18 protein-coding genes and 1 tRNA gene are annotated in these 21898 nt (G+C 69.4%); 14 read left to right on the forward strand and 5 right to left on the reverse strand.

What is annotated here, in order from left to right:
• The first annotated feature begins 154 nt into the window (after positions 1 to 154).
• The 10 genes from EJK15_RS27720 (at position 155) to araA (ending at position 12809) form a co-directional block, all read left to right on the forward strand.
• Positions 155 to 1666, forward strand: a complete 1512-nt coding sequence (locus EJK15_RS27720) for a sugar ABC transporter ATP-binding protein (RefSeq protein WP_138713407.1) — start codon at positions 155 to 157, stop codon at positions 1664 to 1666.
• Positions 1663 to 2676 (forward strand): ABC transporter permease, encoded by a 1014-nt coding sequence (locus EJK15_RS27725; protein WP_138713408.1) that lies wholly within the window; start codon positions 1663 to 1665, stop codon positions 2674 to 2676. The genes EJK15_RS27720 and EJK15_RS27725 overlap by 4 nt, the downstream gene beginning before the upstream one ends.
• On the forward strand, positions 2673 to 3656 hold the full coding sequence (yjfF, locus tag EJK15_RS27730) for a galactofuranose ABC transporter, permease protein YjfF (RefSeq protein WP_138713409.1): 984 nt from the start codon (positions 2673 to 2675) through the stop codon (positions 3654 to 3656). The genes EJK15_RS27725 and yjfF overlap by 4 nt, the downstream gene beginning before the upstream one ends.
• Before the next feature lie 196 nt (positions 3657 to 3852).
• Positions 3853 to 4971: a multiple monosaccharide ABC transporter substrate-binding protein gene (chvE, locus tag EJK15_RS27735; RefSeq protein ID WP_138713410.1), complete on the forward strand. Its 1119-nt coding sequence runs from the start codon at positions 3853 to 3855 to the stop codon at positions 4969 to 4971.
• A 144-nt stretch (positions 4972 to 5115) separates the two neighbouring features.
• Positions 5116 to 6645 carry a multiple monosaccharide ABC transporter ATP-binding protein gene (mmsA, locus tag EJK15_RS27740; protein ID WP_138713411.1) on the forward strand — a complete coding sequence of 510 codons (1530 nt, stop codon included), beginning with the start codon at positions 5116 to 5118 and terminating at the stop codon, positions 6643 to 6645.
• A 5-nt stretch (positions 6646 to 6650) separates the two neighbouring features.
• A complete protein-coding gene (gene mmsB, locus EJK15_RS27745; protein ID WP_206061137.1) occupies positions 6651 to 7910 on the forward strand; it encodes a multiple monosaccharide ABC transporter permease in 1260 nt (419 codons plus the stop codon).
• A gap of 33 nt (positions 7911 to 7943) precedes the next feature.
• Positions 7944 to 8966 (forward strand): LacI family DNA-binding transcriptional regulator, encoded by a 1023-nt coding sequence (locus EJK15_RS27750; RefSeq protein WP_420847093.1) that lies wholly within the window; start codon positions 7944 to 7946, stop codon positions 8964 to 8966.
• Between the two features lie 56 nt (positions 8967 to 9022).
• Positions 9023 to 10642: a ribulokinase gene (gene araB / locus EJK15_RS27755; protein ID WP_138713466.1), complete on the forward strand. Its 1620-nt coding sequence runs from the start codon at positions 9023 to 9025 to the stop codon at positions 10640 to 10642.
• Positions 10639 to 11346, forward strand: a complete 708-nt coding sequence (locus tag EJK15_RS27760) for an L-ribulose-5-phosphate 4-epimerase (RefSeq protein ID WP_138713412.1) — start codon at positions 10639 to 10641, stop codon at positions 11344 to 11346. Before araB ends, EJK15_RS27760 begins: the two co-directional genes overlap by 4 nt.
• Positions 11343 to 12809, forward strand: a complete 1467-nt coding sequence (araA, locus tag EJK15_RS27765) for an L-arabinose isomerase (protein ID WP_138713413.1) — start codon at positions 11343 to 11345, stop codon at positions 12807 to 12809. Before EJK15_RS27760 ends, araA begins: the two co-directional genes overlap by 4 nt.
• On the opposite strand, the gene EJK15_RS27770 is transcribed toward araA, so the two are convergent.
• The gene (locus EJK15_RS27770) at positions 12806 to 13153 is read right to left on the reverse strand and encodes a PLD nuclease N-terminal domain-containing protein (protein WP_138713414.1); all 348 of its coding nucleotides are present in this window, start codon (positions 13151 to 13153) and stop codon (positions 12806 to 12808) included. The genes araA and EJK15_RS27770 overlap by 4 nt on opposite strands.
• Before the next feature lie 79 nt (positions 13154 to 13232).
• Between EJK15_RS27770 and EJK15_RS27775 the strand changes: the two genes are divergently transcribed.
• The 3 genes from EJK15_RS27775 (at position 13233) to EJK15_RS27785 (ending at position 15739) form a co-directional block, all read left to right on the forward strand.
• Positions 13233 to 14441, forward strand: coding sequence for an FAD-binding protein (locus EJK15_RS27775; protein ID WP_138713415.1), 1209 nt, complete (start codon positions 13233 to 13235; stop codon positions 14439 to 14441).
• A gap of 90 nt (positions 14442 to 14531) precedes the next feature.
• On the forward strand, positions 14532 to 15311 hold the full coding sequence (locus tag EJK15_RS27780) for an LLM class flavin-dependent oxidoreductase (RefSeq protein ID WP_138713416.1): 780 nt from the start codon (positions 14532 to 14534) through the stop codon (positions 15309 to 15311).
• A 35-nt stretch (positions 15312 to 15346) separates the two neighbouring features.
• Complete coding sequence (locus EJK15_RS27785; RefSeq protein WP_138713417.1) at positions 15347 to 15739, forward strand: DUF3224 domain-containing protein; 393 nt, start codon at positions 15347 to 15349, stop codon at positions 15737 to 15739.
• A gap of 202 nt (positions 15740 to 15941) precedes the next feature.
• On the opposite strand, the gene EJK15_RS27790 is transcribed toward EJK15_RS27785, so the two are convergent.
• Both EJK15_RS27790 and EJK15_RS27795 read right to left on the reverse strand, forming a co-directional pair.
• Positions 15942 to 16014 (reverse strand) — tRNA-Ala (locus EJK15_RS27790).
• Positions 16015 to 16170: 156 nt separating this feature from the next.
• On the reverse strand, positions 16171 to 17655 hold the full coding sequence (locus tag EJK15_RS27795) for a vWA domain-containing protein (RefSeq protein ID WP_138713418.1): 1485 nt from the start codon (positions 17653 to 17655) through the stop codon (positions 16171 to 16173).
• A gap of 132 nt (positions 17656 to 17787) precedes the next feature.
• On the opposite strand from EJK15_RS27795, the gene EJK15_RS27800 reads away from it, so the two are divergent.
• Positions 17788 to 19566 (forward strand): asparagine synthase-related protein, encoded by a 1779-nt coding sequence (locus EJK15_RS27800; protein WP_138713419.1) that lies wholly within the window; start codon positions 17788 to 17790, stop codon positions 19564 to 19566.
• 118 nt (positions 19567 to 19684) lie between these two features.
• Here EJK15_RS27800 and EJK15_RS27805 read toward each other — a convergent pair whose 3' ends face one another.
• Positions 19685 to 20740 (reverse strand): type III polyketide synthase, encoded by a 1056-nt coding sequence (locus EJK15_RS27805; RefSeq protein ID WP_138713420.1) that lies wholly within the window; start codon positions 20738 to 20740, stop codon positions 19685 to 19687.
• 37 nt (positions 20741 to 20777) lie between these two features.
• The gene (locus tag EJK15_RS27810; RefSeq protein ID WP_138713421.1) at positions 20778 to 21872 is read right to left on the reverse strand and encodes a methyltransferase; all 1095 of its coding nucleotides are present in this window, start codon (positions 21870 to 21872) and stop codon (positions 20778 to 20780) included.
• Positions 21873 to 21898 lie beyond the last annotated feature (26 nt).

Below are 21898 nucleotides of genomic sequence, written 5' to 3' on the forward strand. Positions count from 1 at the left end.
CCGTCCCCCTGACGGCCCTTCCCGAGGAACCCGCGGGCGACATGAGGCGGCCGGCGCGGAAACACAGGAGCACCGCCGTCTGGACGGCGGAGCGAAGGAAGCGTAGTGACGAGGCAGGGCGGTGGATCCGGCCGATGAATACGGAAGGGACGACATGGCTGTACCCGCGCCGGTCCTGACAATGAGCGGGATCGGCAAACAATTTCCCGGGGTGAAGGCCCTGGACGGCGTGGACCTGCGGCTGCTGCCCGGTGAGGTGCACGCGCTCATGGGAGAGAACGGCGCGGGCAAGTCCACCCTGATCAAGGTGCTCACCGGCGTCTACTCCGCCGACGCGGGCACCATCGAGCTGGGCGGCGCACCCGTCGCGTTCGGCAGCCCCCTGGAGGCGCAGCAGGCCGGCATCAGCACGGTGTACCAAGAGGTCAACCTCTGCACGAACCTCTCCGTGGCCGAGAACATCTTCATCGGCCGCGAGCCGCGCCGCTTCGGGCGCATCGACTGGAAGCGCATGCGTACCAGGGCGAACGAGTTGCTGTCGCGGCTCGAGCTCAGCCTGGACGTGTCCGCGCCGCTGTCGACGTACTCGCTGGCCATCCAGCAGATGGTGGCCATCGCGCGGGCGATCGACATCGACGCCCGGGTGCTGATCCTCGACGAGCCCACGTCCAGCCTGGACGCGGACGAGGTCGAGCAGCTGTTCAGGGTGATGAGGCGGCTCAAGGAGGAGGGCATCGCCATCCTCTTCGTCTCCCACTTCCTCGACCAGATCTACGAGATCTCGGACCGGATGACGATCCTGCGCAACGGGCGGCTCGTCGGCGAATACCTGACGAAACAGCTCCCGCAGGTCGAGCTGGTCGCCAAGATGATCGGCCAGGAGCTGGCCGCGCTCGAACGGCTCCACGGCGAGGCCAAGGTCTTCGACCGGCCCCTGGTCGAGGCGCGCGAGCTCGGCCGAGCCGGGGCGATCGAGCCGTTCAACCTGACCATCCACCAGGGAGAGGTCGTCGGCCTGGCGGGGCTGCTCGGCTCCGGCCGTACGGAGATCGCCAGGCTGCTGTTCGGCGCCGACCACGCAGGCACGGGCGAGATCGCGGTCGGCGGGTCGCCGGCGTCGTTGCGGACGCCGCGCGCGGCCATGACCCACAAAATCGCGTTCTGCTCCGAGAACCGCAAGTCCGACGGGCTCATCCCCGACCTCACCGTCCGGGAGAACATCATCCTGGCCCTCCAGGCCACCAGGGGCTGGACCAGGCCGGTGCCGCGTGAGCAGCAGGACGCCCTGGTCGACAAGTACATCAAGGCCCTGAAGATCAGCCCGCCCAACCCCGAGCACCTCGTACGCAACCTCAGCGGTGGCAACCAGCAGAAGGTCGTGCTGGCCAGGTGGCTCATCCTGGAGCCCCGGCTGCTGATCCTCGACGAGCCCACCCGGGGCATCGACGTCGGCGCGAAGACCGAGATCCAGCGGCTGGTGGCCGAGCTGTCGGACGGCGGCATGGCGGTGTTGTTCATCTCCGCCGAGCTGGAGGAGGTGCTGCGGCTCTGCCACAAGGTCGAGGTGCTGCGCGACCGGCGGCTGGTGGCCGAGCTGCCCAACGACGACTCGCTGACAACGGACGTGCTCATGGAAACGATCGCGAGCGGAGGCCGGACCACATGAGACGGCTCCTCTGGCCGGCGGCGGTCCTCGTGCTGCTGCTGGTGCTGAACGTGCTCTTCACGCCCAGCTTCTTCTCGATCCAGGTCAGGGACGGCCACCTGTACGGCAGCCTGATCGACATCCTCCGGTTCGGCGCCCCGCTGATCCTGGTCTCGCTCGGCATGACCCTGGTCATCGCGACGGGCGGCATCGACCTGTCGGTCGGCTCGGTGGTGGCGATCTCCGGTGCGCTGGCGTGCCTGCAGATCAGCCAGGACGCGAGCGTGTTCACCGCCGTGGCGCTGGCGCTCGCGCTGTGCGTGGTGCTGGGCGCCTGGAACGGATTCCTGGTCGCGGGCGTCGGCATCCAGCCGATCATCGCCACGCTCATCCTCATGGTGGCCGGGCGCGGCCTGGCGCAGCTCATCACCGACGGGCAGATCATCACCGTCAACAGCCCGGCGTTCAAGGTGATCGGCGGCGGCTACTGGCTGACGGTGCCGTTCGGCATCCTCATCGTGATCGCCGTGCTGGCGATCACCACGTTCCTGACCCGGCGGCTGGCGCTGGGCATGCTGATCGAGTCCGTCGGCGGCAACGCCGAGGCGAGCCGGCTCGCCGGGATCCGCTCACGCGGGATCATCATCATGGTGTACGCGTTCGCCGCCCTGTGCGCGGGCGTCGCCGGGCTGATGATCAGCTCGAACGTCTCCAGCGCCGACGGCAACAACGCCGGCCTGTGGATCGAGCTGGACGCCATCCTGGCCGTCGTGATCGGCGGCACGTCGCTGGCCGGCGGCCGGTTCTCGCTCGGCGGCACCGTGCTGGGCGCGCTGATCATCCAGACGCTGACCACGACGATCTACTCGATCGGCGTGCCGCCGGAGACCACGCTGCTGTTCAAGGCGCTGGTCGTGACAGCCGTCTGCCTCATCCAGTCCCCGTCCTTCCGCGCGAAGGTCTTCCGCCGGCGCGGGCGCACGGCTCCGCCCAGTCCGGCCCCCGAGGAGAAGGTGCGAGTTACCGCATGACCACGATGACGATCGGCCGGGCGGCCGTCCCGGCCAAGTACCTGCCGGTCCTGGTGACCGGCTGCCTGTTCGTGGCCATGTTCGTGGCGGGCGGCATCCGCTACGAGGGCTTCGCCACCGGGCAGATCATTCTCAACGTTTTCATCGACAACGCGTTCCTGCTGGTCGTGGCGGTCGGGATGACGTTCGTGATCCTCACCGGGGGCATCGACCTGTCGGTGGGGTCGGTGGTGGCGCTGTCCACGATGATCTCGGCGAGCCTGATGGCGGGGCCCGGGTGGCCTCCGTACCTGGTGGTGCCGTTGGTGCTGGCCATCGGCTCCGGGCTCGGGCTGGTGATGGGCTACATCGTGCACGCCTTCGACATCCAGCCGTTCATCGTGACGCTGGCGGGCATGTTCCTGGCCCGAGGGCTGTGTTACACGATCGGAACCGACTCGATCCCGATCGAGGACGCGACGTTCACGGCCTTCGCGCAGACGAGGATCGACCTGTTCGCGGACATGTGGGTGTCGCCCAGCGTGATCATCGCCGTGGTGGTCGTGCTCGTGGCGGCGTACGTGCTGCACTACACGCGCCTCGGCAGGTCCGTCTACGCGACCGGTGGCAACGAGCAGTCGGCGCTGCTGATGGGGCTGCCCGTGGGGCGGACGAAGATCGCGGTCTACACGATCAGCGGGTTCTGCTCGGCGCTGGGCGGCGTGCTGCTGTCGTTCTACATGCTCTCCGGCTACGGGCTGCACGCCGTGGGCATGGAGCTGGACGCGATCGCGGCGGTCGTCATCGGGGGCACGCTGCTGACCGGAGGAACCGGCTTCCTGTTCGGCACCGTGCTCGGGGTGCTCGTGCTGGGCCTGATCCAGACGATCATCAGCTTCGAGGGGACGCTCAGCTCGTGGTGGACCAAGATCTTCATCGGACTGTTGCTCTTCGTCTTCATTTTGCTGCAACGGCTGTTCTCGGCCCGGTCAAGGCGCTGACCTGCGGGAAAAGTTACCTGAAAGTTTCCGTGAGGTTATGCCCAACCGTTGACATAGACTTTGTTAACGATAACAATCGGCGGGAAACGAACGCGAACTTTGTTCCGATTCGTCACGTTTTGTGATCGAATTCATCGTTTTCATCGGCAGTCGCCGTGTCCAGCGCTGCCGCGACCCCCATCGCAAGGAGAAACTCATGAGGTTGGGACGAATCGGGGGCGTGGTGTCGGCCATCGCGCTCGCCGCGGTCATGACGGCCTGCGGCTCCAGCCAGAAGACGGTCGACACCGAGGCCTCCTCCTCCGCGTCCGCCGGTAACGCCGGCGCGCTGATCGGTGTGACCATGCCGACCAAGTCGTCTGAGCGCTGGATCCACGACGGCGACAACGTCAAGGAGCAGCTCGAGAAGCTGGGCTACAAGGTCGACCTCCAGTACGCGGAGAACGACATCCCCACCCAGGCCAACCAGATCGAGAACCAGATCACCAAGGGCGCCAAGCTCCTGATCATCGCCTCGATCGACGGCACCGCGATCACCTCGCAGCTGCAGCAGGCCGCCGACAACAAGATCCCGGTCATCGCCTACGACCGGCTGATCCGCAACAGCCCGAACGTCGACTACTACGCCACCTTCGACAACTTCAAGGTCGGCGTGCAGCAGGCGACCTCGCTCCTCAAGGGCCTCGGCGTCGAGGACGGCAAGAAGGGCCCGTTCAACGTCGAGCTGTTCGGCGGCTCGCCCGACGACAACAACGCCACGTTCTTCTGGAACGGCGCCATGTCGGTGCTCCAGCCGAAGATCGACGACGGCACGCTCGTGATCAAGAGCGGCCAGACCGACTTCAAGCAGGCCGCCATCCTGCGGTGGGACCCCGCCACGGCGCAGAAGCGCATGGAGGACATCCTCACCAAGACCTACACCGGCGGCACCAAGGTCGACGGCGTTCTCTCCCCGTACGACGGCCTGTCCATCGGCATCCTGTCGGCGCTGAAGAGCTCCGGCTACGGCACCAGCGGCCAGCCGTACCCGACCGTGACCGGCCAGGACGCCGAGCTCGCTTCGGTGAAGTCGATCATCGCCGATGAGCAGTACTCCACCATCTTCAAGGACACCCGCAAGCTCGCCGAGCAGACCGTGAAGATGGCCGACGCCGTGCTCAAGGGCGGCCAGCCCGAGGTGAACAACACCAAGGACTACGACAACGGCAATAAGGTCGTGCCGTCGTACCTGCTCGACCCGGTGATCGTCGACAAGGACAACTACAAGGAAGTCATCATCGGCGGCAACTACTACACCGAGGACCAGCTCAAGTAAGGGCCTGAGCCCGGGGACCGCGAGGTCCCCGGGCCTTCCCGGCTAACAAGAATCCTGCTCAATTGGTCAGCCGCCCTACAGCCGCGTCTGGTCAAGGCTGTAGCGGCGATCCATGCAGGTTTCTTATTAGTGAGCGAGGAGCATATGACCGAGACCATCTTGCGGATGAGCGGGATCACCAAGACGTTCCCCGGCGTGAAGGCGCTGCAGGACGTCAATCTGTCCGTCCGGCGGGGCGAGATCCACGCGATCTGCGGCGAGAACGGCGCCGGCAAGTCGACGCTGATGAAGGTGCTTTCCGGGGTCTACCCGCACGGCGACTACGAAGGCGAGATCACCTTCGAGGGCAGGCGGGTCGAGTTCGGCGGCATCCGCGACAGCGAGCACGCCGGCATCGTCATCATCCACCAGGAGCTGGCGCTCAGCCCGCAGCTCTCGATCGCCGAGAACGTCTTCCTCGGCAACGAGCGAGCCAAGCGCGGCGTCATCGACTGGAACCGTACCAACTACGAGGCCGGCGAGCTGATGAGGCGGGTCGGCCTGCGCGAGAACCCGACGACGACGATCTCCGACATCGGAGTGGGCAAGCAGCAGCTCGTCGAGATCGCCAAGGCGCTGTCGAAGGAGGTCAAGCTCCTCATCCTCGACGAGCCGACCGCCGCGCTCAACGACGACGACTCCGCCCACCTGCTCGACCTGCTGCGCGGGCTCCGGGACGAGGGCATCACCTGCGTGATCATCTCCCACAAGCTCAACGAGGTCATCGCGATCGCCGACTCCGTCACGATCATCCGCGACGGGCGGACGATCGAGACGCTCGACATGGCGAACGACCACGTGACCGAGGACCGCATCATCTCCGGCATGGTCGGCCGCGCCCTCGACAACCGCTTCCCACCGCACGAGTCGACGATCGGCGACGAGGCGCTGCGCATCGAGGACTGGACGGTCTACAGCCCCAGCCAGCCAGGCCGGAAGGTGGTCGACGGGGCGGCGCTCACGCTGCGCCGCGGCGAGATCGTGGGACTGGCCGGGCTCATGGGCGCCGGGCGCACCGAGCTGGCGATGAGCGTGTTCGGGCGGGCGTACGGCGTGCACATCTCCGGCAAGGTCTTCAAGGACGGCAAGCCGATCGAGATCCGCAACGTGCAGGACGCGATCAGGCACGGCATCGCCTACGCCACCGAGGACCGCAAGAGGTACGGACTCAACCTCATCGAGGACATCAAGCGCAACATCAGCGCGGCCGGGCTCAAGGGCATGGCCAAGCGCGGCTGGGTGAACGAGCACGAGGAGTACCGGGTCGCCGAAGAGTTCCACAAGAGCATGAACATCAAGGCGCCCAGTGTCGCCAGCGTCGTCGGCAAGCTGAGCGGCGGCAACCAGCAGAAGGTCGTGCTCTCCAAGTGGATCCTGACCGAGCCGGACGTGCTCATCCTCGACGAACCGACCCGAGGCATCGACGTCGGTGCCAAGTATGAGATCTACACGATCATCAACCGCCTCGCCGACCAGGGCAAGGCCGTGCTGGTGATCTCTTCTGAGTTGCCTGAGCTGCTTGGCCTGTGCGACCGCATCTACACACTTTCTGAAGGTCGCATCACCGGCGAGGTACCACGCCAGGACGCCACGCAGGAACGCCTCATGCACCTCATGACCAAGGGACAGGAGTAGCTCTGATGAGCAGCATCACGCCCGCCGACGTGCAGGTCGGCGCCAAGGGCGACGGGGGAGCGCCACGGCGGCCGGGACGGGTGTCGCTTGGCGGAATCTCGCTCAACCTGCGTTCGAGCGGTATCTACATCGCCTTCGCGCTGATCATCGCGCTGTTCTCGGTGCTGACCGACGGCGCGCTGCTCCAGCCGCAGAACATTTCCAACATCATCGTCCAGAACTCGTACGTCCTGATCCTCGCGATCGGGATGATCCTGGTCATCATCGCCGGGCACATCGACCTGTCGGTCGGCTCGGTGGTCGCGGTCACCGGGGCCCTGTCCGCCGTGCTCATGGTGAACATGGGCATGCCGTGGCCGCTGGCCCTGCTGATCACGCTGGTGTTCGGCGCGCTGATCGGCGCCTGGCAGGGATACTGGATCGCCTACTTCGGCATCCCGGCGTTCATCGTGACGCTGGCCGGCATGCTGTTGTTCCGGGCGCTGACCCTGACCGTGCTGGGCAACCAGGGCATCGGCCCGTTCCCCGACCAGGTCCGCACGCTGGCCAACGGCTTCACCAACGGCTACCTGGACAACATCGGCCTCGGCCCGCTCGGCGGCGCCGACCTGTTCAGCCTGCTGATCGGCATCGTCGCGATCGCCGGCATGGCCACCGCCCAGTGGCGCACCCGTGGCGCCCGCAAGGGCTACGGCCAGGCCGTCGAGCCCATGGCGCTGTTCGTGCTCAAGCTGGCCGCCGGCGCCGCGCTGATCCTCTTCCTGGTCGTGCAGCTGGCCCGCTTCAAGAACCTGCCGTGGGTGCTGGTGCTGCTGGCGGTGCTCGTGCTGGCGTACTCGCTGATGGCCAACCGCACGGTCTTCGGCCGGCAGATCTACGCCATCGGCGGCAACCTCCAGGCGGCCGTCATGTCCGGCGTGAAGGTCAAGTCGGTGGTCTTCTGGATCTTCGTCAACATGGGCGTGCTGTCGGCCGTCGCCGGCATCATCTTCGCCGGCCGGCTCAACCAGGCGGGTCCGACGGCGGGCAACAGCTTCGAGCTGGACGCCATCGCCGCGGCCTTCATCGGTGGCGCTGCCGTGCAGGGCGGCGTCGGCAAGGTGGTCGGCGCGATCACCGGCGGTCTGATCATGGCGGTCATCAACAACGGCATGTCCCTGATCGGCTCACCCAGCGAGCGGGTCATGCTCGTCAAGGGCGCCGTCCTCCTGGCCGCCGTCGCGTTCGATGTCTGGACCAAGCGCCGGGCAGGTACTTCGCGCTGAATATGATCTTCTGAGCCCAGCGAAAGGAGGACCGTGACGACACCCAGACGGCGCCTGCCGGTCATGGCCGACGTGGCCAAGGAAGCGGGCGTGTCGCACCAGACGGTCTCCCGGGTGCTCAACGACCATCCGAACGTCCGGCCCGACACCCGGGCCCGGGTGGAGGAGGCGATCTCCCGGCTGGGCTACCGGCGCAACCTGGTCGCCCGCGCCCTGGTCACCAAGCGCTCGAGGACGCTCGGCGTGGTCAGCTTCGACACCACGCTGTACGGCCCCGCCAGCACCATCTACGGCATCGAGCAGGCGGCCAGGACCGCGGGCTACTTCGTGAGCATCGTGAGCCTCAAGTCGATCGACGCCGACAGCGTGCGCGACGCCGTCGACTACCTCACCGAGCAGGGCGTTGACGGGGTCGTGGTGGTCGCGCCGCAATACTCGGCCTCTCACGCCCTGGAGAGCCTGCCGTCCGGCATGCCGGCGGTGGCGGTCGAGGGCACCACGCACCGGGCCGACGTGTCGGTGGTGTGCATCGACCAGATCGAGGGCGCCAGGCTCGCCACGCGGCACCTGCTGGACCTGGGCCACGAGACGGTCTGGCACGTCAGCGGCCCGGCGGAGTGGCTGGAGAGCGAGGGCAGGATCGAGGGTTGGCGCGCCGCCCTGGAGGAGGCGGGCCGTCCGGTACCCGAGCCGCTGGCCGGCGACTGGAGCCCGCGCGCCGGCTACGAAGCCGGCAAGAGCCTGGCCGCGATGGACGACGTCACCGCCATCTTCGCGGCCAACGACCAGATGGCGCTCGGCGTGCTGCGCGCCCTCAGCGAGATGGGCGTGCCGGTCCCCGGGCGGATCAGCGTGGTCGGCTTCGACGACATCCCCGAGTCGGCGTTCTTCTCACCGCCGCTCACCACGGTCAGACAGGACTTCGACGTGGTGGGCCGGCACTGCATCGAGGTCCTGCTACGGCAGATCGACGTGGACGCCACCGCGTACGAGCGCCTGGTCGTGCGGCCCAGCTTCGTGGTGAGGTCGAGTACAGCCCCTGCCCGGCACCGGTAGATGATTGGCATGCCCCCGGAAACCCCCTGGAGTCCAATGTGAACGCTAACAACTACGTGGTCGGAGTCGATTTCGGCACGCTGTCCGGGCGTGCGGTCGTCGTCCGCGTGAGCGACGGCGCCGAACTGGGCAGCGCCGTCCACGAGTACACCCACCGCGTCATCGAGCAGACGCTCCCAGGCTCCGACGTGAAGCTCGGTCCAGACTGGGCGCTGCAGTCGCCGCAGGACTGGATCGACGTGCTCAAGATCGCCGTGCCCGGAGCGATCGCCGCCGCGGGCGTCGAGCCCGGGCAGGTCATCGGCATCGGCACCGACTTCACCGCCTGCACCGTGCTGCCGACCACGGCCGACGGCACGCCTCTGTGCTTCGAGACCCCTTCGGAGCCGCATGCGTGGCCGAAGCTCTGGAAGCACCACGCCGCGCAGTCGCACGCCGACCGGATCAACGACCTGGCCGCGCGCCGGGGCGAGAGCTGGCTGCCGCGCTACGGTGGCAAGATCTCCTCCGAGTGGGAGTTCGCCAAGGGCCTGCAGGTCCTTGAGGAGGCCCCCGGCGTCTACGCCAGGGCCGAGCGCTGGATCGAGGCCGCCGACTGGATCATCTGGCAGCTCACCGGCGTCGAGAGCCGCAACATCTGCACCGTCGGCTACAAGGGCATCTTCCAGGACGGCAGCTATCCGTCCGAGGAGTTCCTGGCCGAGCTCAACCCCGGCTTCGCCGGGTTCGTCGGCAAGCTCGCCACCGGCAGTGTCGGCGAGAAGGTCAACGGCGTGACGGTCGCCCCGCTCGGTGGCCTCGCCGGCCGCCTGACCGGCCAGGCCGCCGAGTGGACGGGGCTGCCCGAGGGCGTCGCCGTGGCCGTCGGCAACGTGGACGCCCACGTGACCAACGCCGCCGCCGACGCCGTGCGCCCCGGCCAGATGGTGGCCATCATGGGCACCTCCACCTGCCACGTCATGCCCAGCGACCAGCTCGCCGAGGTGCCCGGCATGTGCGGCGTGGTCAAGGACGGCGTCGTGCCCGGCCTGTGGGGCTACGAGGCCGGGCAGTCGGCGGTCGGCGACATCTTCGCCTGGTTCGTCGACAACTTCGGGTCCGACGGGCACGAGCAGCTCACCTCGCTGGCCGAGAAGCAGGCCGTGGGCCAGCACGGCCTCGTCGCGCTGGACTGGTTCGGCGGCAACCGCTCGGTGCTGGTGGACCACAACCTGTCCGGCGTGATCATCGGTCAGACCTTGGCGACCAAGCCCGAGGACGTCTACCGGGCGCTCATCGAGTCCACCGCGTACGGCGCCCGCATGATCGTGGAGACGTTCGAGAAGGCCGGCGTGCCCGTCGAGGAGTTCGTCGTCGCCGGCGGCCTGCTGAAGAACCCCTTCCTCATGCAGGTCTACGCCGACGTGCTGCGCCGCCCGCTGTCGGTCATCGGCTCCGACCAGGGGCCCGCGCTCGGCTCGGCCATCCACGCGGCCGTCGCCGCCGGCGCCTACCCCGGCATCGAGGAGGCCGCCGCGGCCATGGGCAAGCGCACGGAGGCCGCGTACGTGCCCGACGAGGCCCGCGCCGACGCCTACGACCGGCTCTACGCCGAGTACCGCAGGCTCCACGACTTCTTCGGAGACGGACAGATGCTGCACACGCTGCGCGCGATCAGGAACGAGGCCCACGCATGAGCCGCGAGGGAGTGCCGACGGCATATGGCGACCGAGCCGCCGAACGGAGTGAGGCAATGAGAAAGACCGTCGCTGACCTGCACGCCGAGCTGGTCCGCTACAACCTGGTCGTCTGGACGGCCGGTAACGTGTCCGGGCGGATCCCTGGCGAGGACCTGTTCGTCATCAAGCCGTCCGGGGTCTCCTACGACGAGCTGACGCCGGAGAACATGGTCGTGTGCGACCTCGACGGCAACCTGGTGGCGGGCGAGCACGCGCCGTCCAGCGACACGGCCGCGCACGCGTACGTCTACCGCAACATGCCCGACGTGGGCGGCGTCGTGCACACCCACTCCACGTACGCCTGCGCCTGGGCCGCCCGCGGCGAGGCCATCCCCTGCGTGCTGACCGCGATGGCCGACGAGTTCGGCGGCGAGATCCCGATCGGCCCGTTCGCGCTGATCGGCGACGACTCCATCGGCCAGGGCATCGTCGAGACGCTCAAGGGCCACCGCTCGAAGGCCGTGCTCATGCAGAACCACGGCGTGTTCAGCATCGGCAAGGACCCGAAGGCCGCGGTGAAGGCGGCCGTGATGTGCGAGGACGTGGCCCGTACGGTCCACCTGGCCAGGCAGCTCGGCGAGCCGCTGCCCATCGCGCAGGACGACATCGACCGCCTGTACGACCGCTATCAGAACGTCTACGGACAGAGGAGCCCGCGTTGAACATCTGGTTTCTGACCGGCAGCCAGGGACTGTACGGCGAGGACACGCTGCGCCAGGTGGCCGAGCAGTCTCAACGGATCGCCGAGCAGCTGCCCGTCACCGTCGAGTGGAAGCCCGTGCTCACGGACGCCGCGGCGATCCGGCGGATCATGCTCGAGGCCAACGCGGACGACTCGTGCGCCGGCGTGATCGCGTGGATGCACACGTTCTCCCCGGCCAAGATGTGGATCGCCGGCCTCGACGCGCTACGCAAGCCGCTGCTGCACCTGCACACCCAGGCCAACGTGGAGCTGCCGTGGAGCTCCATCGACATGGATTTCATGAACCTCAACCAGGCCGCCCACGGTGACCGCGAGTTCGGCCACGTGCAGACCCGCCTGGGCGTGCCGCGCAAGACGGTGGCCGGGCACGTCTCCGACCCGTCGGTGGGCGAGCGCATCCAGACCTGGGTACGCGCCGCCAAGGGCCTGGCCGAGGTGCGGACGCTGAAGCTGGCGCGTTTCGGCGACAACATGCGCGACGTGGCCGTCACCGAGGGCGACAAGGTCGAGGCGCAGCTGCGCTTCGGCGTCTCGGTCAACACCTACGGCGTCAACGACCTGGTCGAGGTCGTGGACGCCGTCTCGGACGCCGACGTGAGCGCGCTGGTCAAGGAGTACGAGGAGGCCTATCGGGTCGCCCCTGAGCTGCTCGGTGAGCGCAACGAGTCGCTGCGCTACGCGGCCAGGATCGAGCTGGGCCTGCGCGGTTTCCTCGAGTCCGGCGGCTTCAAGGCGTTCACCACGAACTTCGAGGACCTCGGCGGCCTGCGCCAGCTCCCCGGCCTGGCCGTGCAGCGGCTCATGGCCGACGGCTACGGCTTCGGCGGCGAGGGCGACTGGAAGACCTCGGTGCTGCTGCGCACGCTCAAGGCCATGTCGGCCAAGGGGGCGCCGGGCGGCACGTCGTTCATGGAGGACTACACCTACGACCTGACGCCCGGCCAGGAGCTCATCCTGGGCGCGCACATGCTCGAGGTCTGCCCGTCCATTGCGGTCGGCACGCCGTCGTGCGAGATCCACCCGCTGGGCATCGGCAACCGGGAGGACCCGGTCAGGCTCGTGTTCGACGCCGAGCCGGGTCCCGGCATCGTGGTCGGCCTGGCCGACATGGGAGACAGGTTCCGGCTGGTGGCCAACGAGATCGACATCGTGGCGCCGCCCCACCCGCTGCCCAAGCTGCCGGTGGCCCGCGCGGTCTGGAGCCCCCGCCCGAACCTGCGTACGTCCACCGAGTCGTGGCTGACCGCGGGCGCCCCGCACCACACCGTGCTGTCCACGGCCGTCGGCCGGGAGGAGCTGACCGACCTGTCCGACATGCTCGGCGTGGAGCTGCTGGTCATCGACTCCGACACGACGACCGAGCGGTTCACCAAGGAGCTGCGCTGGAACCAGGCGTACTACCGCCTGGCCCAGGGCTTCTAGTCGTCCTCGGCCGGTTTCTCGGGCGCCTTCCTGCGCTGCTCCTCGGCGCGCTCGCGGCAGCGGCGCAGGAACTCCTCGTCGTCGTCCGGACTGGTGGCGGCGAACCGGCCCGGGCGGTCGTACTCGGGGAACGCGCTGGGCCGCGTGGGCGTCTGAGCCCGCTCCGGCCGGCCCGCCACCAGCCAGATGATCGAGCCGATCAGCGGGGCCAGGAACACGATCACCACCCAGAGGATCTTGGGCAGGTTCCGGCAGAGCGTGTCAGGCGTGGTGATCACGTCGAAGAGGCAATAGAGCCAGAGGACGAGCGTGACCAGGCCGATCGCCTGGGACAGATAGAACACGGCACACCTCCGTCAGCGGCACACGAACCTAGCGGCACCCGGCCGGGCTGACAAGGCATGTCTATGGGAAGGTAAGGCCGTGACGCTGACCAATTGGGCGGGAAACACCGCATTCCGTGCAGGCGATGTCCACCATCCCTCCTCGCTCGACGAGCTCCAGCGGCTCGTCGCGGCCAGTCCCCGGGTGCGGGCGCTGGGGAGCGGTCACTCGTTCAACGACGTCGCGGACACCACCGGCGATCTCGTGATCCTCGACCGGATGCCGGACGCAGTGGAGATCGACAGCGCGGCGGCCAAGGTCCGGGTCGGCGCGCGCATGACGTACGCGCGGCTGGCCCCACTGCTGAACGAGGCCGGGTTCGCGCTGGCGAACATGGCCTCGCTGCCGCACATCTCCGTGGCCGGCTCGGTCGCGACCGGCACGCACGGCTCCGGCGACGCGAACCCCAGCCTGGCCGCCGCCGTGTCGGCGCTCGACCTCGTCACCGCCGACGGCTCGGTGCTCACCCTGTCGCGCGGGGACGCCGACTTCCCCGGCGCGGTGGTGGCGCTGGGCGCGCTCGGCGTCGTCACCTCGCTGACGCTCGACCTGGTGCCCGCCTTCGAGGTGCGCCAGTACGTCCGCGAGGGCCTGTCCGCCGACGCGCTCGCCGACTTCGACGAGATCATGTCCAGCGGTTACAGCGTCAGCCTCTTCACCGACTGGCGCGACACGCGCGTCTGGCTGAAGCGCACCGACGAGCTGACCAGCCCCGACTGGTACGGCACCCGCCCCGCCGACGGCCCCCGTCACCCGCTGCCGGACATGCCGGCCGACAGCTGCACGCTCCAGCTCGGCGTGCCAGGACCCTGGCACGAGCGGCTCCCGCACTTCCGCCCCGACTACGAGCCGAGCGGCGCGGGTGACGAGCTGCAGTCGGAGCTGATCCTGCCGAGGGAGCACGCGGTCAAGGCGCTGCGCGAGCTGTACGCGATCGGCGACCGGATCCGGCCGGTTCTGCACATCTCGGAGGTACGCACGGTCGCCGCCGACGACCTGTGGCTCAGCCCCTTCCACGGGCGCGACGGCGTGGGCGTGCACTTCACCTGGGTGAAGGACTTGGCGGGCGTGCTGCCGGTGCTGGAGCTGGTGGAGGAGACGCTGGCGCCGTTCGACCCCCGGCCGCACTGGGGCAAGCTGTTCACCCGGTGGCCGTCCTGCCCCGACCGCTTCCGCTCGCTGGCCCGGCGGCTGGACCCGGCGGGCAAGTTCGGCAACGACTTCACCCGGATACTGCTGGGGGAGTAGCGCGCCGCGGAGGCGCTGCGCCCCTGGATGTAGCCGATCACCGGTCCGGGGGACGATGTGCCCGGCCCGCCGGTCCGCGATCGTGGGGACATGACCCATCACCCGTTCAGGTTCGGCGCGGTCGCCGGACAAGCCCCCGACGCCGGCACGTGGGCGGGCCTGGCCCGCCGGGCTGAGGACCTCGGCTACGCCACGCTGCTGGTGCCCGACACGCTCGGCACGCTGTCGCCCTTCACCGCCGCCGCCGTGGCCGCCACGGTCACGACCACCCTGCGCGTCGGCACGTACGTCCTGAGCGTCGCCAACCGCACGCCGCGGGCCGTGGCGTGGGAGACCGCCACCCTGCAGACGCTCACGGGCGGCCGGTTCGAGCTCGGCCTGGGCGCCGGCCGCCCGGACGCCGAACGGGAGGCCGCCGAGCTCGGCGTCAGGTTCGGCACGCCCAGCGAGCGGATCGAGCGGCTCGCCGAGACCATCGACGCCGTCAAGGACGTCCGGATCCTGGTCGCCGCGTCGGGCACCAAGCTGCTCAGGCTGGCCGCCGCCCGCGCCGACACGGTCGCGCTCGGCGTGCCCCCGCACTACACGGAGGAGCAGGTGGCGGCCAAGCTGGACGAGCTGTACGAGCTGGCCGGGGACCGCTTCCACGACCTGGAGCTCGGCATGAACCTCGCGGCCGCCGGCGCGGAGCCGCCGGCCTGGCTCGGCCGCCTCGACGCCACAGCCACCGGGCTGCTCAGGGGGACGCCGGACGAGATGGCGGACGTGCTGCGGCGCCGCAGGGACCGGCTCGGGGTCTCGTACGTGTCGGTGAACGCCCAGTACCTGGATCAGTTCGCGCCGGTGGTGGAGCGGCTCGCCGGTACCTGACATGATCTGACAGATATGACTGGCATGATGCCCCCATGACCGCAAAGGGAACGTTCGACACCGCCGACTGGGACGCCAAGCCCGCCTTCGACGACCGCGACGGCGTGACGCTCGGGCTCGTGACCATGTCCAAGACCTTCCATGGGGACCTGACCGCCACCAGCGTCGTCACGTTGCTGGTGGCGACGACCCCGGTGGAGGATTCGCGCTCGTACGTGGCGCTGGAACGCATCGAGGGGACCCTGGAGGGCCGGTCGGGCAGCTTCGCCGTCCAGCACAACGCGGTGAGCGACAAGGGCGAGCAGTCGCTGCGGATCTCGGTGGTGCCGGACTCGGCGACCGGGGAGCTGCGCGGCCTGAGGGGCGAGATGGACATCGTCATCGGCCCCGGCGGCGGCCACTCCTACACCTTCGACTACCGGCTCTGACCGGGGTGCCGATCTGACTACGGCTTTCAGCGCACCGGTGCGGTGAAGGCACGCAGGATCGGCGGCAGGAAGCCCATCTGTCCCTTCTGGGCCAGGAGAGCTCCGCGAACGTAGGCGCGGGAGCTTATGTCCCCGGGGCCTTCATAACGCGAAACCGCCCCTGCCCTGTCGATATTCCGGCAGGTCAGAGGCGGTATTCTTGTGGAGCTATGGGGATTCGAACCCCAGACCTCCTCCATGCCATGGAGGCGCGCTACCAGCTGCGCCATAGCCCCTTGCCGCGCTACGAGTGTATCGGACTTCGCGGCTCCTGAAGCACGCTCCCTCACCCCGGCCCTCTGGGCGAAGGCCGGGGGGCGTGATCGTCACGTTCATGTCCTTCAGGCTGATCGACCTGGCCGGTCAGCGGCAAGTCGTCATCGCCGGCCCGCCTACCCGATCGGCCTGGCCTTCTCGATGAGCGTGACCAGCTCCGACACCATCGGGTCCTCGGAGACCGACGCCAGCCGCGAAGCGTGCTCGCTGAGCTCCGGCAGGTCCATCCCGAACGCCTTCCTGTCCCGCAGGTAGACGGCGAACGCCGCCACCACCACGTCCACCTGAAGCCGGACCGGAGTCCCCTTGTCCCACACGCCCGCGGCCAGGTCGCCGGTCTGCAGCGACTTGCTCGCCTCTGAGGCCGCCCGGGTGTCGGGGTCCTGCCAGCGTACGGTCGCCTGGGCGAGCTGCCCGTTCGCGCCCGGCTTGAGGCGGAGTGCGTAGAGGGCGGTGACCGAGTGGCCCGGGCCGATCTCGCCGCCGTCGCGGCTGTCGTCGCGGAACTCCTCGGTGGTCAGGGACCGGTTCTCGTACCCGATGAGCTGGTAGCTCTCCACGACCGACGGGTTGAACACCACCTGCGCCTTGGCGTCGCGCGCCCGCAGCTCGATGGTGGCCGGCAGCTGGGTGGTGAAGATCTTGGTGGCCTCCTCCTCGGAGCTGACGTACACGGCCATGCCGTCGCCGTTGTCGGCCAGCTGCTCCATCAACTCGTCGCCGTAATCCCTGCCGACGCCGACGGTGAGCAGCGCGACCTGCTTGCCCGCGTACTCCTTGACCTGCTCCAGGATGGTCTCCCACTCGGTGCTGCCCTGGTTGGCCAGGCCGTCGGAGAGCAGGATGACGCGGTTGGTGGCGGCGGGCCGGAACGCCTTGGACGCCTCCTGGTAGCCGGTGACCAGGCCGGCCTCCAGGTTCGTGCCGCCATCGATGGCGAGCCGGTCCACCGCGCTCTTCAGCTCGTTCCTGGCGGTCAGCGGGGTCATGGAGGCCAGCACCTCGGCGTCGTCGCTGAACGACACGATCGACACCTGGTCGCCGGGCGCGAGCTGGTCGAGCAGCGTGAGCAGGGCCGACTTGACCAGGTCGAGACGGCCCGCCTCGGCCATCGACCCGGACACGTCGATCACGAACGTGAGGTTGGCCGGCCGCCGCGCCGCCGTGTCGGACGCGCGCGTCTGCAGGCCCACGCGGAGGACGGCCTCGTCGCGGGAGGGCAGCTTCGCGCCGTCCACGTGCACGGCGAAACCGTCGTCGGACGGCTGCGCGTAGTCCTGCCTGAACGCGTTGACCCACTCCTCGGGACGGATCTCGCCGGGGGCGGGCCAGCGGCCCTCCTGGAGGGTACGGCGGGCGTAGCCGTACGAGGCGGTGTCCACGTCCAGCGCGAACGTGGAGATCTGGGCCGCGGTCGTGTCCTGTTCGGCGTTCTCCTGAGTCTTGGTCGGCGACGGTCGCGGGATGGCCGGCTGCTGGTTCGCGCTGGCAGGGTGGGGCGCCTTCTCGTCGCTCGTCGAGCCTCCCGAGTCGCCGGCGCATGCGGCGAGAGCCAGCACCGCGGCAAGACCGATACCGACGGCTAAAGGTCGAAATCTCATTTCTCAACCACCTCCGACCCCTACGACGGAACTTGATCTCGAGCGGCCGGGCCGGTGACTCAAGCGAGCGCAAACCGCGATCTATACGTGATCGGTTGTGACAAATGGGGCATATGAGGTAGGCAGGGGTGCGTGCGCGTCTACTTGGGTGTGGCCGCGAAGCGGCTGGACGTACCCGCCCGTGTCCTTGACAGGGTCCGTTCCGTTATCGACCTCGCGTTCCCGGTGCCCGCCGACGTCATCCGGGGACGGGAATGGCATGGCAGGGGCGTCTCGCTGTTCGGGTGGGCCAACGAGCCCGACGACTCCCGGCAGCCGCCGCTGATCTCCGAGCACGGGGGCCGGATCATCGGGCTGAACGGCCACCTGGCCGACCCCGCCGACGTGGCCAGGCTGCCCGACGACTCCGTGGGCGGCTGTTTCTCCGCCTGGCTCGCCCGCGACGGCGAGCTGGCCGCCGGCACCGCGATCAACCGGGTCTGCCCCGTCTTCTACGCCGAGACGCCCGATCTGCACGTCGTCGGCAGCCGCGCCCTGCTCGTGCACCTGGCGGCCCAGCCGGCGGACCGGATCGAGCACGACGTCCTGGCTCTGCAGACGATAGTCAGGCAGGGGTTCTTCCTGTCGGACGAGACTCCGTACAAGGGGGTGTCGGCGCTGCGGCCCAGCTCGCGGCTCGTGGTACGGGACGGCACGCGTACGATCACGCAGGCCCCGCTGCCCGAGGCGGCGCCGCCGCCCGCGACACGCCGCGCGAAGCGGGCGGCGATCGGCGAGCTGGCCGAGGCGCTCCTGGCCACCGTCGCGCCGCTGCGCGACCTGGGCGAGCCGGTCAACCTGGCGCTGACCGGCGGGCGCGACACCCGCATCCTGGCGGCGCTGCTGCACGCGGCGCGGGTGCCGTTCCGGGTGACGACGAACGGGCTCGACACGCACCCCGACGTGATCATCGCGCGGCGGATCGCGGCCAGGCTGAAGGTGGAGCACACGGTCATCGCCCCGCCCCAGACGGCCGAGCGGGACGCCGTGCTGGTGGAGCACCCGCTGGGCCGGGCGTGGGAGACGTTACGCACGTGCGAGGGCATGACGTCGGCGTACGAGTCGATCGTGAGCTACCTCCCGTACTCCAGAAAGCCGACCATGTCCGGGCAGAGCGGCGAGACGCTGCGCGCGGGCAGCCTGAATCTGCTCCAGAGCGACCTGAGCGACAAGGCGCTGCTGCGGCGGATCATCACCACGTTCTGCAAGGACGAGAGGCTGTTCACCGCTGAGGCCAACGAGCACGCGCGCGAGCTGGCCAGGCCCTGGCAGGACCGCGCGGATCGGCTGGAGGCCCTCGACCACATCTACATCTGGTACAAGGTCGGGCGCTGGCAGGCCGGCGCCCGCGCTGGATCGTTGCGGCGCGGCGACCCGGTGCGGCCGTTCCTGGACAACCGGGTGGTACGCGCGGCGCTGGCCCTCGACCAGGGCTGGCGCCTGTCCGAAGAGGTGATCTACGACCTCATCCTGCGCTTCGCCCCCGAGCTGCGGGACGTCCCGATCGAGGGGAAGCCGTGGCGGTTCGCGGAGGGGATGACCAAGCGCCGGCCCCAATGGTTGACGCGATCGCATGTGCCGCCCGCGCACATGCCGACGGTGAAGACGGGAGGCGGGTGGAGCTGGCGTACCAGCCCAGGGCCCGCCCTGACCGACGTGCTGCGCGAGCAGGTGCTCGGCAGCCTGGACGCCCTCGCCCCCATCGTGAACCCGGACGAGGCGCGCGCCCTGTTCGCCGACCCCGTGGTGAAGAAGCCCGCCCTGGCCTGGCACCTCTACACGGTCAGCACCCTCTTGACCGGCCTCTACCCGGGCAAGCAGCCCGAGGAGCTGGAGCCGATCACGGTTTCCAGGCCGGATCCCGCCCGTTGACTCCTGGGCGAAGGCCGGCAGCCTGGCCACCGTCTCCTCCGCCCGCGACCGGCAGGTGTTCTCTCATGGTCTGCAGGAGGCCGGCGCCGCATCCTCCACGGTGATCGGAGGTACGCGCTCACCAGTGCAGCAGGAGCAGCTCGGCCGAGAAGCCGGGACCCAGGGCGAGCAGCACGGCGGGAGCGTCCGGCCGGCCGCGGGTCTCCTGCAGCACGTGGAGCACCGAGACCGACGACAGGTTGCCGTGCTCGCGCAGCGACCGCCAGGTCACCTCCAGCGACTTGGGCGGCAGGCCGAGCGTGTCCACGATCTTCTCGACGACCTTGGGGCCGCCGGGATGGCAGATCCAGGTGGCGACCTGGTCCGGGGTCAGGCCGTAGTCGGTGAGGAAGGACCTGATGTCGGCGGCCAGGACCTGCTCCACGAAGCCGGTCAGGTCCGCGTCCAGCACGATCCGGAACCCGTGGTCGCCCACCTCCCAGCCCATGAGGTGCTCGGTGTCGGGGTAGAGCCTGCTGCGGGTGGCGACGACCTCAGGGCCCGGACCGCGCCCGGTCGCCACGACGGCCGCCGCGCCGTCCCCGAACAGGCCGCTGGCCACCAGGTTCGCGATCGAGGTGTCGTCGCGCTGGATCGTCAGCGAGCACAGCTCCACGCAGACCAGCGCCGCCACGTGACCTGGCCAGCCGCGCAGGTAGTCGTGCAGGCGCGCCAGCCCGGACGCGCCCGCCGCGCAGCCGAGCCCGAACACGGGCACGCGCTTGACGTCGGGACGCAGCTCGAGCCGCTGGGCCAGCCGGGCGTCGAGCGAGGGTGTGGCGAGGCCGGTGGTGGAGCAGAAGAGCAGGTGATCGACCCTTTCGGGGCGTACGCCCGCCTTGTCGAGCGCGCCGCGCAGCGCCTGCTCCGTCAGGTCGAGGGCGATCTCGGCGTACATGTCGTTCGCGCGGGCGAAGGAGTCGAGCTTGGCGTAGTCCTCCAGCGGGAGCGCGAGGTTGCGGCCCGTCACGCCCGTCGCGGCGTGGAAGCGTCGCAGGAGCTCTTCGTCGCAGTCGGTCAGCCGGGAGAACGCCTCGGTGATCTCCGCCTGCTCGTAGCGGTGATCAGGCAAAACGGTCTGAACCCCCGAAATGTGCATATGTCTCTCCTGCCGCTGAGAGGCCACCGCTAACATGCGGGCACGCCGCCGTCGTCGTCGTACCTGAAGGCGTTCAGCCGGCTCGGCGGGTGAGCCGCCAGAGCGAGGTCACCTCGGCGGCGCGGGCCGCGTGCAGCGGATCCGCCGCGTCCTTCGGCCGGTTGTGGCGCGGCGCGATGTCGCGGCGGCCGGCCACCCGCAGCCCCGCCCGGTCGAACGCGCCCAGCAGCTCGTCCCGGCTGCGCAGTCCCAGGTGCTCGGCCAGGTCAGAAAGGATCAGCCAGGCCTCGCCCTCCGGCTCGAGATGTTCGCCCACTCCGCCCAGGAACCCGTGCAGCATCCCCCCACCTGGGTCGTAAACGGCCTGGTCGAGGGGCGAGGCCGGCTTGGCGGGCAGCCACGGCGGATTGCACACGACGAGCGGCGCCCGCCCCGGCGGGAACAGGTCCGCCCGGACGATCTCCACCCGGTCGTCCAGCCCCAGCCGCGCCACGTTGTCGCCGGCGCACTCCACGGCCCGCCGGTCCAGGTCGGTGGCCACGACATGCCGGACCCCGCGCCTGGCGAGCACCGCCGCCAGCACCCCCGTGCCGGTGCCGATGTCGAACGCCAGCCGGTCGGCGGGCAGCGGCGCTTCGGCGACCAGATCGACGTACTCGCCCCTGATGGGGGAGAACACGCCGTGGTACGGGTGGACGCGGGCGCCGAGCGCGGGGACGTACACGCCCTTCTTGCGCCACTCGTGCGCCCCGATCAGGCCGAGGAGCTCGCGCAGCTGGCCCACGCCCGGGGGCGCCGTCGGGCCGTACACCTCGGCGCAGGCCTCCCGCACGTCCGGCGCCCTGCGCAGCGGCACCACGTGGCCGGCGTCGTAGGGGATGAGCAGCATGCCGAGCGTGCGAGCGCGCTGGGACTGGGCCTGGCGGTGACGGTGGAAGCCGGAGCCGGGAGCGGCGGGCTTGCAGCGGCGGCCCATGGCGCTCAGGAGCAGGCGGGCGTTCTGGAAGTCACCGTGCCACAGCAGCGCGGTGCCCTCGCAGGCCAGGCGGTAGGCGGTGGCGGCTTTCGTACGGTCGTCGGCGACCACGACGCGCTCGGGCGGCGGCGCACCCAGCGCCGAACGCCACACCGCCGACCGTTCCCGCCCCGCCTCGGTCCATCGGATCATCAGAACTCGACAGTTTCATGGACGGC

Source organism: Nonomuraea basaltis, from assembly GCF_005893125.1.
GTDB classification, from domain to species: Bacteria; Actinomycetota; Actinomycetes; order Streptosporangiales; family Streptosporangiaceae; genus Nonomuraea; species Nonomuraea basaltis.